Consider the following 13,808-nt stretch of genomic DNA (forward strand, 5'->3'; position numbering starts at 1 on the left):
AGTGTTTCGCTTGCGTCATCACGGAGCCCTCCTGGCGTAAATGAAAGGGTTCCCATCAAAGCAGATGCTCGGGCGGATTTCATTGCACCAAGGTCTCGCCGATACCAAAGCTGTTGGCCGTGCGTCGAGCATCCTTGGCGCCAGACAGCCGACCAATACCAAGGTATTGTTTACCTTGTCACCGAAGTGGTTCACTCTTGCACCAGAACTGCGCCAAGGGGTTGTGATGAAGAATGGCTGCCGCGAACTCGCCGCAGGTTGGCTCACGCATTCACACCGGGTCGCGATTTCGAGCCCCTGGTGAATGCGGATTGCGACGGAGGCGTCTAAGTGACAGATTCCGAGGCTCTGAACCCACCGCTCGTTTGCGTTGTCGACGACGATGAGTCGGTGCGCGAGGCATTGCCGGACCTGATCCGCGAGCTCGGCTTCGCGTCGGAGGCGTTCGCCTCGGCGAAAGAACTACTTGCGTCCCACCTGCTTGACCGGGCGAGTTGTCTGGTCCTGGATGTGGCGATGCCGGGCATGACCGGTCCGGAGCTGTACCTGGAGCTGAGGCGGCGCGGTCAATGCATCCCCGTCATCTTTGTCACCGCCCACATCGATCGGACCCTGCGCCCACAGCTGATCCAGCAAGGCGCAGTGGAATGCTTGTTCAAACCTTTCAGCGAGAAGGCGCTTCTCGATGCGGTGACCGTCGCCCTTTCAACGAGGTGAGACTGCCGAATCATTGCGCCCGCAAACTGCTCAAGTCCCGCTCCTTCATGTGCAGCGACGTGGCGCCGGTCTGCATCCCGCCGCAAACGACAGCAAGCGCGCAACTAAGGGAGCAAATGGAAAGCATGGCATTCGCGCCGAGGCACAACTTTGGTATCGACGGTACCAACGTGCAATGGAACGCGCGCTCCTATTGTTGTGAACTCGCGGTGCCGCTCGCAAGACCACATCCGTCTTTACCCGCACTCATAAGGAGACAAGCATGAACTACTGCTCCCTGCGCCGCTCGAACGTCCTGGTCATGCAACCAGACCCGATTCTTTCTGCTGGTCTCGTGGCTGCGCTACGGCAGCATGCCGCGTTCGAGGTCTATGTCCACGGGGTAGACAACCTGGGCCCGGAGGGGGCTCGGATTGACGTCGTCATTGCTGACTACGGCAATGCAATGCAACTCACGCAGCCAGCACAGCGCGTCGCGTATGGCCTCATGGACGAGGCAAGGATGCTTGCCTTCACGCGCAATGATCGCGAGGCTGATATCCGCCGCGCGATCGAGGCCGGGGTGCATGGTTACCTGCTGGTCGGCGGACCGCTGAACGACCTGATCGACGGCGTGACTGCCGTTGCCAGCGGTCTACGCTACATGAGCCAGGCCGTGGCGCAAAGGATCGCCGACAGCCTGACGCGAGCGACGCTCACCTCCCGGGAGATCGAAGTCCTGAAGCTTGCTGCAGCCGGGCGGCCGAACAAGACGATTGGGCGAATGCTCGGAATCGAGGTCGGGACAGTCAAGTCGCACATGAGCGCGACCATGGCGAAGCTCGGCGCGAGCTCTCGCACCGACGCGGCTCGAATAGCCGCGGCCCGCGGGCTGCTCGAAAACGATGCTGCGAACGAAGCTGAGGCACGGTTCTCCAACAGCCCCATGCGCGAGCCAGCATCGCAATGCGCCTGAGCATCCCGCGGGACCGACCGGTCGGCCAGCCCCGGAGAAGGCCCCATGGCTGCCTTTGGTCCAAGAGCCGCGTGTCGGTGGCTGCGAATCGGGTCGACTGCAAAGCGGGCAATTGCAGTGGCCGGAGGTGGGATCAAGGCGCTCACTGTCCTTCGGATGACCCTCTCGACGAACCTCTGGCCGATCCCGCTCGCCTGCAGCCCCGCCAAGATGAACGCCTCGGCCCAACCTATACACCGAAATGAAAGGACTCACAGTGAATCGCTTGAACTATCTCGGAATGCTGCTGGTGTTCCCCCTCGCGGCTTTCGGTGCGCAGCTCGCCAAAGCCGGGCCGGGCCCCGTGCTGACGACACTGCTGTCGAAGGAACTCGGAGATCACCCCGGAAAGGAGCTGTTGGCCATCACGGTCGAGTATCCGCCCGGGGGCTCGGATCCCATCCATCGGCATGATGCGCACGTGTTTGTGTATGTGTTGGAGGGATCGATCGTCATGGCGCTGCGCGGCGGCGCGGAAGTCACCCTCACAAGAGGCCAGACCTTCTATGAGGCACCTTTGGATGTCCATACGGTGTCTCGGAACGCGAGCAGCACCATGCCCGCGAAGTTCCTCGTCGTCTTCTTCAAGAACAAGGGCCCGGACGCAGTGCTCCCGCTTCGCTGAGGCATCCTTGTCAGCTGTACCCCCTGAATCCACCAGCACACACCAGAAAGCAGGAGCACGTCATGACGCAGAGAATCGACTACTACAAGGCATCCAAAGAGGCGGTCGGCGCCTTGGTCAGCCTTGAGAAAGCTGTGACCCAGTTGGGGCTTGAAAAGAGCCTCCTTGAGTTGGTGAAACTGCGTGCGTCCCAGATCAATGGATGCGCATACTGCGTCGATCTTCACGCGAGCGACGCGAAGAAGATGGGTGAATCGGAGAGGCGTCTGCACTCGGTGGTCGTATGGCGAGAGGCACCGTTCTTCACGCCGCGAGAGCGGGCGGCACTCGCTTGGACCGAATCGCTGACGCTTCTTGCCGACACTCATGCGCCAGACGAGGACTACGCCCTCGTCCGCGACCATTTTGCCGACAAGGAGATGGTCGATCTGACCGTCGCCATCGTCGCGATCAACGGCTGGAACCGCCTTGCGGTCGGTTTTCGCAAGGGTCCCTCCGACTAGCCTTACGTTCTCATCGCCACCATCAGGAGAAGAAGATGCCGAGATTCAGCAAAGACCCCGAGGCGATCGCCAAGCTCTCGCCGGAGCAGTATCGCGTCACACAGCAAAACGGTACCGAGATCGCCGGGACCGGCGAGTACCTGGACAACAAGGAGCCGGGAATTTATGTAGATGTGGTGTCGGGTGAACCGTTGTTCGCCTCCTCCGAGAAGTTCGAGTCCGGGTCTGGATGGCCCAGCTTTACCAGACCCATCGAACACGCTTATGTCAACGAACTGAAGGACACCGACCATGGAATGATTCGGACAGAGGTTCGATCGCTGCATGGCGACAGCCATCTCGGACATGTGTTTCCTGATGGCCCAAGCGATCGTGGCGGGTTGCGTTACTGCATAAACTCAGCCGCGTTGCGGTTCATCCATCGCGATGATATGCAGGCCGAAGGCTATGGGGCCTACCTGCACCATGTGGAGAACGCCAATGACTGAAGAACGTGCCCTGCTTGCCGCAGGCTGCTTCTGGGGCGTGCAAGACCTTCTCCGAAGCCATGAGGGTGTGCTGTCGACGCGAGTAGGTTACACGGGTGGCAGCATCCGGAACGCCACGTATCGAAACCATGGCGGACATGCCGAAGCGGTCGAGGTCGTCTTCGACCCGTCGCGCATCAGCTACCGCAAGCTCCTCGAACTCTTCTTCCAGATCCACGATCCGACCACGCGCAATCGACAGGGCAACGATGTCGGCTCCAGCTATCGGTCAGCCATCTTCTTCATGACCGATGAGCAGAAGCAGGTCGCGCACCGTACGATCGCCGACGTCGATGCTTCGGGCGTATGGCCGGGGAAGGTCGTGACCGAAGTGACTCCGGCGAGCGATTTCTGGGAGGCCGAACCCGAGCATCAGGACTACTTGCTGAAGCATCCCGGCGGCTACACGTGTCACTACGTTCGGCCCGAATGGAGCTTGCCCGTAGGCACTTCACAGCAGCCAGGCAGCTGCTAGCCGATCTGTGATGGGTGCTTGCACAGGAGATGCACATGGCCGCGATTCCCAGCGAAGTACTCAAGTACGTCACCGATGCCGGCGACGATGACCCGCAGGAGACCGCCGAATGGCTCGGTGCGCTCTACGGCGTCATCTCTAACGTCGGAGCGGATCGCGCCCATTATCTGATCGACAAGCAGATCGAGTTCGCCCGGATGCATGGCAGGCATCTGCCGTTCTCCGCTACGACCCCGTATGTCAATACGATCCCGGTTGGTGACCAGCCGCGGTTGCCGGGCGATCAGGCCGTTGAGCACCGAATCCGCGCCTACACGCGCTGGAACGCCGCGGCAATGGTCTTGCGCGCGGCGAAGGAGAGCAATGTGGGAGGACACATCGCTTCGTTCGCCTCGGCGGCCACGCTGTATGACATGGGCTTCAATCACTTCTGGCACGCACCTTCGGAACAGCATGGCGGCGACCTTGTGTACGTGCAGGGTCATGCCGCTCCCGGAATCTACTCGCGGGCGTTCCTGCTCGGTCGGCTGACTGCAGCGCAGTTGGACAACTATCGCCGGGAGGTCGCCGGACATGGCATCTCCTCCTATCCCCATCCGTGGCTGATGCCGGACTTCTGGCAGTTCGCCACTGTGTCGAATGGTCTCGGTCCGATCATGTCGATCTACCAGGCGCGCTTCATGAAGTACCTGCAGGCGCGCGACATCACCAAGACCGAGGGCCGCAAGGTCTGGACCTTCCTCGGGGATGGTGAGATGGACGAACCCGAGTCGCGCGGTGCGCTGGGCCTGGCGGGACGCGAACACCTTGACAATCTCGTCTTCGTGATCAACTGCAACCTGCAACGCCTCGATGGCCCCGTCCGCGGCAACGGGAAGATCATCCAGGAACTCGAGTCCGAATTTCGAGGCGCCGGCTGGAACGTGATCAAGGTGATCTGGGGCAGCCGCTGGGATCCTCTGTTCGAGCGCGACCGCTCAGGTGCGCTGATGCGCCGGATGATGGAGGTCGTCGATGGTGAGTACCAGACGTACAAGGCGGAATCCGGCGCATATGTTCGGGAACACTTCTTCAACACGCCCGAGCTGAAGGCACTGGTCGCCGACTGGTCCGATTCGGATATCTGGAGCCTGGATCGCGGTGGACACGATCCCCAGAAGGTCTACGCAGCGTACATGCAGGCTCAGAACGCGAAGGATCGGCCGACGGTGATCCTCGCCAAGACCATCAAGGGCTATGGAATGGGTGAGTCCGCTCAGGCATCGAACGCGAATCACCAGCAGAAGAAGATGCAGAACGAGCAGCTAAGGAGTTTTCGCGATCAGTTCGGTCTGCCGATCGCTGACGACCAGATCGCCGATACGCCATACGTCGTGTTCGAGGAGGGATCCAGGGAACTCGAGTACATGCGCGCTCGCCGTGCCGAGCTGGGCGGCTACCTGCCGTCGCGCAGGCAGAACGCGCAATCGCTTCCGGTGCCCGAGCTGTCCGCCTTCGAGCCCATGCTTCGAGGCACCAGCGAAGGCCGAACCATGTCGACCACGATGGCCTTCGTGCGGATTCTCGGCATCCTGCTGAAGGACCCGGTTCTCGGGCCGCGCATCGTGCCGATTGTGCCGGACGAGTCACGCACCTTCGGGATGGAAGGGCTCTTCCGCCAGATCGGCATCTGGAACCGGGATGGGCAGAAGTACATACCTCAAGATTCGAGGCAACTGACGTTCTACAAGGAATCCGAGACGGGCCAGATCCTGCAGGAAGGGATCAACGAAGCTGGGGGCATGTGTGACTGGATCGCTGCGGCCACCTCGTACTCGACTCACGGTGAGCCCATGGTGCCGTTCTACATCTTCTACTCGATGTTCGGCTTCCAGAGGATCGGAGATCTCGCATGGGCAGCGGGCGACATGCGATCGAGAGGCTTCCTGCTGGGCGGTATTTCGGGCCGAACGACCATCAACGGCGAGGGCCTCCAGCACGAGGACGGCCACTCGCTCCTTGCTGCCGCGGGCGTCCCCAACTGCATGAGCTACGACCCGACTTTCAACTATGAACTGGCGGTGATCATCCAGGACGGTCTACGCCGAATGATGGCAGAACAGGAGGACGTGTACTACTACCTGACCGTGATGAACGAGAACTACGATCATCCGCCGATGCCGCAAGGCGACACGGTGGCGTCGGACATCGTGAAGGGCATGTACTCGTTCCGGAAAGCGCAAGCGGCAGCGGGTGCGCCGCGCGTCCAGCTCCTGGGGGCCGGGACGATCTTCAACGAAGTGATCGCTGCGGCTGACCTGCTGAAGAATGACTGGGGTGTCGCTGCGGACCTGTGGAGTGTGCCGAGCTTCACGCAGCTCGCGCGCGACGGCCAGTCGGCCGAGCGCCACAACATGCTGCATCCGGGCGAAGAGAAGAGGGTGCCGCACGTCACGAAACTGCTGAGCGGCGCGCCGGGGCCGGTCATAGCCTCGACCGACTACATCCGCGCGCTTGTCGACCAGATCTATCCCTTTGTTCCGAACAAGTTCGTGGTGCTCGGTACGGACGGCTACGGACGGTCGGACACGCGCGCCGCGCTGAGGCACTTCTTTGAAGTCGACCGATACTGGGTGACGGTCGCCGCCCTCAACGCGCTGGCCGGCGAAGGCACGATCGAACAGAAGATTGTGGCAGCGGCGATCGGCAAGTACGAACTCGATCCTTCCAAGGCCAACCCGATGACCGTTTGAGCCACGCTGTGGATTCGTGCACAACTGGCGCAGTTTCGGGGCAGCGCGACGCTACTTCACGACCAAAGAATCTTGCAGCGCAATAGCAGATCAGCTCTCGAGACTATCGCTCGACATGCATGGAATCGCGAACGTGAATGTCGCGCCGGGAGCGCCGGGATTGGGCTCTGCCCAGATGCGACCGCGATGTCGCTCGATGATCGAGCGACTGACAAACAGACCAATCCCCATGCCGTCGCTCTTTGTCGTGTAGAAAGCATTGAAGAGTGATTCAATGTTCTGCGGCAACAGTCCGACGCCGGTATCTCGGACGACAACGCAGACCCGGTCGACATCATCTCGGTGAGTCTTGATGAGCAACTGCCTTGGTCGATCGGCGACCTCTGCCATCGCATCCGTCGCATTCCGGATGAGATTCAACATGACCTGCTGAAGCTGAACTCGATCAGCCTTCACGATCGGAAGATTCTCGGCGAGCTGCGTCTCAAGCACGATCTGATTTCGTTGAAGTTCACCCAACGAAAGCGCGATCACTTCTCTCGCCCCCACGTTCAGATCCAGCAACTCAAGCGTAGAGTCGCGCTTGCTGAACATGGCTCGCAGACGTGCGATGACGTCGGAAGCTCGGGTACTGTCTCGGATCGTGCGGCGCGCAGTTTCGCGCGCTCCGTCAATGTTCGGAGGTGTGGAATCCAACATCCGAAGGCAGGTGCTCGCATTGGTCATGATGCCCGAAAGCGGCTGGTTGACCTCATGCGCGATCGACGCGGTGAGAGCGCTCAGTGTGCTGACCTTTGACACATGCGCCAGTTCGGCGGCGGCACGATCGAGCGCTTCCTGCGCGTGCTTGCGTTCGCTTAGATCGACCACGTAGGCCACGCCCTGGCTCGCCGTCTCATCAAAGCTGGCCACTCCGACGAGCACTGGAATGCGACCACCGTCCTTCCGGAAGTACTCCTTCTCGAATGGCTGCAAGGTCCCGCTTGTCTTGAGGTCGGAGACCATTTGCTCGTCGCGTCGACGCCATTCCGGAGGTGTCAAGTCGGTCCATCGCAACCCACGCACAGCATGATCCTGACGGTCATATCCGACCATACCGAGAAATGCATCGTTCGCCTCAACGATGCGACCATCAAGTTCCCAGATGAAGATGCCAACAATGTTGGCATCGACCAGACGCCGAATCCTGGCCTCGCGTTCAGCGACGTCGCGATACAGGCGGCTATTCTCGAGCGAGACCGCGGCCTGCGAGGCGAGTAGCTTGAGCACGGCGGTGCGCGCCGGCGCAAAAACGCGCGAGGAGAGGTTGTTCTCGAGATACAACACGCCAATTTTCCTGCCTTGGTTCGTGAGCGGCAGGCAGAGCGCCGATCGCACCTGGCGCTCTCCGATATACGGGTCTATCGAAAACAAAGGGTCCTTGATGGCGTCGTCAACGATCACAGTCTCCTGTGCGTGCCAAACGTAGTGAAGCACCGTCTGCGGAATCACGGAACCGTCCGCAGGCTCATCACACAAGCGAACGAGAACGTCGTCAAAGCCGCTCGTGGCTTCAGACGCTATTCGCTGCTGCTCTCCTCGCGAGAGTATCAAGATTGCACGCTGCGCACCTGCGTGCTCCATTGCGGTACGCATCAACGTATCGATCAATGCATCGAGGACCATTTCCCTCGATACAGCCTGCGACACCTTGATCACGGTCGCGAGGTCGAGTTGCTCGACCGAGGCGTTGATGGTGTCCTTGGGAACGGCTACAGCAGCGCCGGCACTCAGGTCCGGGTAAAGCAAATCGAGCTGGCGGACCTTTCCATCTGCGCCCCAACGCAGATATGCGGATCTTGCATTCCTCAGGTAAGCACGCGCGATGGTTGCAAAGCCACGCGCCGCATGGAAGCGCGCCGCAAGCTCGCAGGCGAGCGCCTCATTGTGGACAAAGCCGGAAGCCCGCGCGGCCTCGATGGCACGCTCGTACAGGTCCATCGCGTCAAGGGGACGCCCCTCCAGGCGGGCGATCTCAGCGGCGACCAACGCTGCACGATCCTCGAAGTTCTCTGGGCACGCCGCTGCCCAGCCTCGGAGCTCTTGGTGATGCTTATGAATTGCCTCTTGGTGCTCGGCATACGGATCGGTGCCCAGGGGAGCACAACATGCAGCGCGAGCGAGGGCGGCAAAGAAGCAGCAATCTGCCATCTCCACCAGGAACAAGGGCAATGCCACTGATGTGGCATACCATCTCTCCACTCTGTTGGCCGCGTCTGCCGCCGACACGAAATCGCCAGCGAAGAAGCGCGCCTGGAGCTTTCTGAGCCAGTAGTAGCATTCGAGAAGAGCGAAACTTGGGTCACCAGTGAGGCGCTTCTCAAAGGACGACTCCACAAAGCGACCATCATCGAGCGATCCGAACTTGGTGTTCTTCCCACGCAGGGACCGTACAAGCCCGAGCGGCGCCGAGATTCTGTCGAGGAAGAAGCCAAACGGCGAGATCGATACCAGTGCCTCCTCGGCTTGGGACTCGACCTGGTCGAGAGGATGGCCCAAGGAAAGAAGAAGGAAGATGAAAATGCGGCAGGCATGTGCTGCAGATGCCGGGTTACCCTGCTCCCTTGCCAGTTGAAATGCACGGCGCGCCGGCTCGATAGCGTCCTTGAATGGCCGCGTCCACGGCAGCAGGACCGCAAAGTTGAAGTAGGTTTTTGCTCCGAAGTGGTTGAGTCCGCGACTCTCGACGAGATGGCAAGCCATTTTTGCCAAGCGATAGCCTTCATCGTGCCGGCCGAACCGCGCACCTGTGATCAACGCCAGAGCCGCGTAGGCGCCCGGCGCGGCGTGACTGTTGCCGCGTTCGAGGCTGAGATTGACGACCGTGCTGACGTTGAGTGCATGCAGGTTCTCGTCGTTCAGCATGGCCGGCAGTGTCAGCACGGCGAGTACTTCCAGCATTGCGAGGGATTTCGCATCCTGCATCAACGGCAGGCCGACAAGATCCTCGATCGCGCGTCCTCCGAGTTTTGACCAGAGCCGGTCGTACACTGCGCGCACTTCTTCCTTGGTCGGATTGAGGGGCCAATCGATGCCGACATGCCGCAGGCATTCATGCCCTACGTCAAGCGCCCTGTCGCTTGCACCCATCATTGCGTACAGCTCGACGCGTCGCCGAGCCACGGCGCAGCGCTGGACCACGTCGACCGTGCGATTCGCGAGCTCCGCGAGGCGATCTTCAGCTCTTCGCAGCGCACCCGTACACACTTCGCAGTCGGCTGAATGCAGCTCGAGCTCGAATTCCAGTTCGCGCCGGCGCTCCCATGGACAAGTCGCCAAGAGATCCAATCCGGTGGTGAGATACGCGAGGGCCGCGGCATAGGCTGACGATGCCTTGGCGCGCTTGCCAGCGGCCAGGTTCAGTTCTGCGAACTGTCTGAGTTCTTCAGGTGACGTGATGATCGGTGCGCCCCGGTTGAGCTGATTCACGATCTCGAAGACGGAGTCGTCCCGCCTGTCAGGCCTTGCATGGGTGACGAGGAGCTTGCCGATTCGCAGATGTGCCGCAGGCCGCCGTGCATCAGGAATCATCGAGTATGCGGCCTCTCGAACGCGGTCATGAACGAATTGATAGGACCCTTCTGAATGCAGTAGGAGTTCGGCTCGCAGCACCTGTTGCAAGTCGTCGCGCAGCTTTGCCCGCGAAACCTTGCAGACGGCGGCCAACAGTTCGAGTCTTGCGCTGTTTCCCAGACAGGCGAGTTGCTGCAGGAGCGTTTGAGTGCGCTTCGGAAGGCGGCTCAGCTTGTCGACCATGAGGTCGACGACGTTGTCGGTGTAGCCTTTCGCATGAATGCGAGCCAGCTCCCACGTCCACTGCGCCGCAGCGTGATCGAATCTGAGCAGTCCTTCGTCGACCAGCGTTGCAAGGAACTGGATTGCGAAGAATGGATTGCCTCCCGTCTTCTTCTGTATGAGTTCAGCCAGGGATGCTGCACGCTCACGATTGCAGTGAAGAGCATCAGCAGTCAGCTGGATCACGTGTTCTTGCGCAAGCGGCGCAAGGGCGATGGACTCGACGTTCGCGCTCGCTTTCCTGATTCGATCGAGCGATCTCATCAGCTGATGCGCTGACGTGACTTCATTGTCCCGATAGGCACCGATCAGCAGCACATGTCGTACATCCGGATGACTCAGCAGATCCTCGAGCAGAGCCAGGGTGGCTGCGTCAAGCCATTGCAGATCATCCAGGAACAGAGCGAGCGGATGCTCCGGCCGCGCAAACACGGCCAGGAAGCGTCTGAAGACGAACAGGAAGCGCCATTGAGCGTCCTGTGGCGGGAGCTCCCGGACAGGTGCTTGCTCGCCGATGACGAGCTTCAGCTCCGGGACAAGTTCGATGATGAGTTGGCCGTTTGGTCCCAGAGCCTCGCGGAGGTCCTCGCGCCATTGTTCGAGCTCTCGATCGCTGCTGGCCAACAGCGAGCGCACCAGGGCTTTCAGGGCCTGGCCCACGGTCGCATAAGGAATGTCGCGCTTGAACTGGTCGAACTTTCCGGCTGCGAAGAGGCCCCGTTGCGGAGCGAGCACCCTGTGCAGCTCGTTGACCATCGAGGACTTGCCGATTCCGGCATAGCCTGAGACCAGGACCAGCTCGGAAGGGCCTCCCCTGACGATGCGTTCGAATGCGGCGAGCAAGGTCTCGACATCGCGCTCACGCCCATACAGCTTTTCGGGGATCAACAGGCGGTCTGGAGTATCGCCCTCGCCGACCGCGAAGTCGTCGATGCGACGCTCGGCTTCGAACTGCGTCAGGCAGCGCCGGAGGTCGCGCTCCAGGCCGGCTGCGGTCTGGTAGCGATCCTCGGCCGTCTTTGCAAGCAGCTTCATGGTGATCGTCGAAACAGTCGGCGGAACGTCCTTCATTCGCTCGCTCGGCGGCACCGCTTGCCTCGCGATGTGACAGTGCACCCATTCCATCGGATCCGCAGCGCTGAACGGCGGCGAGCCCGTCAGCATTTCGTAGAGCGTGATGCCCAGGGCGTAGAGATCGCTCCTGGTGTCGATCGAGCGATTCATGCGTCCAGTTTGCTCGGGCGCCATGTACGCCAGCGTGCCCGCGATCGTCTGAGGTGGGTCGGGCGCCTGCCTTTCTCGCGGGAGTCGCGTGGCAATTCCGAAGCCGGTCAGCCACACCCTCGAAGTCGCGGTGTCGACCAGAATATTGGCAGGTTTGATGTTCTTGTGAACGATGCCACGCCCGTGCATGCCTGCTATAGCGGCGGCGAGATGAACGGACAGCCGCAGAAACAATCCAATTCTCATCCCCGGTTCGGGTTCGGAGTGTGTCGACGATCCGCGGTAGGCTGGCGCAGCTTTCAGAATTCGCTCGAGCAGCTCGCATGGCCGGTCCTCGAGGAAAAGAGCTGGACGGCCTTGGTAGTTCGACAGGGCGAGCGGCCGGATGGCCCACTCTGGATCGAGTTCAGGCGCCAAGGCAAACTCGCGTTCCAGCATCTGAATCTGGTCAGGGCGCTGATGCTCCGAGCTCAGTATCGACACCAGCACCGAAGCTGCTTGCGCACCAGGACCGGCCGTGGCACGCCCCCGGCACAGTGTGAAATCGCCGTCCTGATGCAACGTATCCAGGGTGTAGCCAGACAGATCCATCTCGACTCTCACTCCCCTATGCCAGCAAGCGGACATCACCCCTCGTTGGCGGTGTCCCACATGCCTTGGAAGTCGCGGCCAGCCGCGGGCAAGCAGACCAGCGGGGGAGTCTAGCTCCCCAGACTTCACTGTGGTCGATACCTGCTTTGTGCGCAGGAAGCGACTGCACGTCCGCTTCTGGCTGTCGGAAACGCGCCAACGATGCCGGCGAGGCTTGGCTGAGATCAGCTCGTTGCGCGCGGCGCACGCTGCATTGCCATGCGGTCAGGGCAGGGCCAAGCGACCGAGAATCGGCCGCGCATGCGAGTCGTCGCGCGCCGTCATTTCAGCGTCGCACCCAGCTTGCGCACCAACTCGCCCCACTTCTTCTGCTCATCGACGATGAGCTTGCGAAATGCAGGTTCGTCTACATCAACCAGCGCCCGGCTGCCGGCGCCCACGAAGTACGAAACCGTTTCCTCGTCTCGAAGCGCGCCGCGCATCGCGTCGGCCAGCTTCTCCACCACTTCGGGCGGCGTGCCGGCCGGCACGCCGATGCCCGACCATCCGCTCAGCTGCGCTCCGGGGTAACCCGCTTCGACGATAGTCGGCACGTCCGGTATGGCCTCAAGGCGCTTGTCGGACATCACCGCCAGAGGCCGAACCTTGCCGGTCTTGATCTGCGACAACACCGCGCCGGTGTAGTCGAACATCAGGTCGACGCGACCACCGAGCATGTCCTGCAGCGCCGGTGCCGTGCCTTTGTAGGGGATATGCAGTATCTTGATACCGGCGGCCTCCTGGAACAGCCCCGCGACGAGATGGGTCCCGGTACCGACGCCCGCCGAGCCGTGGTTGAGCTTGCCTGGCTCGGCCTTCGCCTTCGCCACCAGATCCGACACGCTATTGAACGGCGAGTCTTGGCTTACCACCAGCAGTAGTGGCGACAGGAACATGCCGTGCACGGGGATGAAATCCTTCAATGGTTCGTACTTCAGGCCCTCGTAGAGGAACAGGTTGGCTGCCATCGTGCCCGAGGTGATGTACAGGATGGTGTAGCCGTCCGGTGCGGCGCGGGCGACCTGCTCGGTGCCGAGCGAGCCGCCTGCGCCGGGGCGATTGTCGATCACGATCTGCTGGCCCAGGATCTCGCCCATCTTCTTGGCCAGCGCGCGCGACGTGGTGTCGGTGACACCGCCTGGCGTGAAGGGAACCACCCAGGTGATGGTGCGCGACGGAAATGCCTGCGGTTGCGCGAGAGCCGGCGCGAGAGTTGTTGCGCCCAGCGCGGCCATCAGGGCGCTGAACTGTCGACGCTTCATGCGTGTGTCTCCTGTAGTGTGTGGCTACAGTTGTTCCCGCGGTGCTGGATTTCGCCGATCCGGTAATGATCGAACTTCGAACCGTTCGGGTCAACCCTGCAACAGAACTTCAAGACAATGGTTACGTTGAAGTGCGGGCAGGTCTCGCAGTCGATTGCAGTTGCTGCCGGCGGCAGTTCGGCCGGCAGCGCGCTGAGGTCCGAGAGGCCGCCGACGCCGCTGTCGAACACACCGATCGGCAGATGGCTCAAGCCGCTTCCATCATGATGGTCTTGAACTCGCCGC

Annotated in this window: 11 protein-coding genes; 8 read left to right on the forward strand and 3 right to left on the reverse strand. The window is 61.2% G+C overall.

The genetic code is table 11. The features are described from left to right. Positions 1 to 40: 40 nt before the first annotated feature. The 8 genes from APY03_RS42240 (at position 41) to aceE (ending at position 6,573) form a co-directional block, all read left to right on the forward strand. Complete coding sequence (locus APY03_RS42240) at positions 41 to 304, forward strand: hypothetical protein (protein ID WP_146039338.1); 264 nt, start codon at positions 41 to 43, stop codon at positions 302 to 304. A 26-nt stretch (positions 305 to 330) separates the two neighbouring features. Continuing rightward, a complete protein-coding gene (locus APY03_RS39080) occupies positions 331 to 717 on the forward strand; it encodes a response regulator (RefSeq protein WP_232081104.1) in 387 nt (128 codons plus the stop codon). Positions 718 to 979: 262 nt separating this feature from the next. After that, a complete protein-coding gene (locus tag APY03_RS39085; protein WP_068686120.1) occupies positions 980 to 1,672 on the forward strand; it encodes a response regulator transcription factor in 693 nt (230 codons plus the stop codon). Positions 1,673 to 1,913: 241 nt separating this feature from the next. Continuing rightward, positions 1,914 to 2,336 (forward strand): cupin domain-containing protein, encoded by a 423-nt coding sequence (locus tag APY03_RS39090; protein ID WP_068686122.1) that lies wholly within the window; start codon positions 1,914 to 1,916, stop codon positions 2,334 to 2,336. 62 nt (positions 2,337 to 2,398) lie between these two features. Then, the gene (locus tag APY03_RS39095; RefSeq protein WP_068686124.1) at positions 2,399 to 2,839 is read left to right on the forward strand and encodes a carboxymuconolactone decarboxylase family protein; all 441 of its coding nucleotides are present in this window, start codon (positions 2,399 to 2,401) and stop codon (positions 2,837 to 2,839) included. Between the two features lie 35 nt (positions 2,840 to 2,874). After that, a complete protein-coding gene (msrB, locus tag APY03_RS39100; protein ID WP_068686126.1) occupies positions 2,875 to 3,327 on the forward strand; it encodes a peptide-methionine (R)-S-oxide reductase MsrB in 453 nt (150 codons plus the stop codon). Continuing rightward, positions 3,320 to 3,841, forward strand: coding sequence for a peptide-methionine (S)-S-oxide reductase MsrA (msrA, locus tag APY03_RS39105; RefSeq protein ID WP_068686128.1), 522 nt, complete (start codon positions 3,320 to 3,322; stop codon positions 3,839 to 3,841). Before msrB ends, msrA begins: the two co-directional genes overlap by 8 nt. Positions 3,842 to 3,876: 35 nt before the next feature. Then, positions 3,877 to 6,573 carry a pyruvate dehydrogenase (acetyl-transferring), homodimeric type gene (gene aceE, locus APY03_RS39110; protein ID WP_068686130.1) on the forward strand — a complete coding sequence of 899 codons (2,697 nt, stop codon included), beginning with the start codon at positions 3,877 to 3,879 and terminating at the stop codon, positions 6,571 to 6,573. A 90-nt stretch (positions 6,574 to 6,663) separates the two neighbouring features. Here the strand turns inward: aceE and APY03_RS39115 are convergent, their stop codons facing one another. From APY03_RS39115 to APY03_RS39125, 3 genes are all read right to left on the reverse strand, one after another. After that, positions 6,664 to 12,222 carry a trifunctional serine/threonine-protein kinase/ATP-binding protein/sensor histidine kinase gene (locus tag APY03_RS39115; protein ID WP_162487102.1) on the reverse strand — a complete coding sequence of 1,853 codons (5,559 nt, stop codon included), beginning with the start codon at positions 12,220 to 12,222 and terminating at the stop codon, positions 6,664 to 6,666. Positions 12,223 to 12,542: 320 nt separating this feature from the next. Then, positions 12,543 to 13,496 carry a Bug family tripartite tricarboxylate transporter substrate binding protein gene (locus tag APY03_RS39120; protein WP_068686159.1) on the reverse strand — a complete coding sequence of 318 codons (954 nt, stop codon included), beginning with the start codon at positions 13,494 to 13,496 and terminating at the stop codon, positions 12,543 to 12,545. 23 nt (positions 13,497 to 13,519) lie between these two features. Next, a partial coding sequence (locus APY03_RS39125; protein ID WP_232324577.1) for a hypothetical protein occupies positions 13,520 to 13,808 on the reverse strand: 289 nt, incomplete at its 5' end.

It is taken from the genome of Variovorax sp. WDL1, assembly GCF_001541225.1.
Taxonomy (GTDB): domain Bacteria; phylum Pseudomonadota; class Gammaproteobacteria; order Burkholderiales; family Burkholderiaceae_C; genus Variovorax.

What these genes read in the sequence shown, in the direction of transcription:
- APY03_RS42240 (WP_146039338.1), top strand. Translation starts at nt 41, where the DNA reads ATGAAAGGGTTCCCATCAAAGCAGATGCTCGGGCGGATTTCATTGCAC.
- APY03_RS39085 (WP_068686120.1), top strand. Translation starts at nt 980, where the DNA reads ATGAACTACTGCTCCCTGCGCCGCTCGAACGTCCTGGTCATGCAACCA.
- APY03_RS39090 (WP_068686122.1), top strand. Translation starts at nt 1,914, where the DNA reads ATGAAAGGACTCACAGTGAATCGCTTGAACTATCTCGGAATGCTGCTG.
- APY03_RS39095 (WP_068686124.1), top strand. Translation starts at nt 2,399, where the DNA reads ATGACGCAGAGAATCGACTACTACAAGGCATCCAAAGAGGCGGTCGGC.
- msrB (WP_068686126.1), top strand. Translation starts at nt 2,875, where the DNA reads ATGCCGAGATTCAGCAAAGACCCCGAGGCGATCGCCAAGCTCTCGCCG.
- msrA (WP_068686128.1), top strand. Translation starts at nt 3,320, where the DNA reads ATGACTGAAGAACGTGCCCTGCTTGCCGCAGGCTGCTTCTGGGGCGTG.
- aceE (WP_068686130.1), top strand. Translation starts at nt 3,877, where the DNA reads ATGGCCGCGATTCCCAGCGAAGTACTCAAGTACGTCACCGATGCCGGC.
- APY03_RS39115 (WP_162487102.1), bottom strand. Translation starts at nt 12,222, where the DNA reads ATGGATCTGTCTGGCTACACCCTGGATACGTTGCATCAGGACGGCGAT.
- APY03_RS39120 (WP_068686159.1), bottom strand. Translation starts at nt 13,496, where the DNA reads ATGGCCGCGCTGGGCGCAACAACTCTCGCGCCGGCTCTCGCGCAACCG.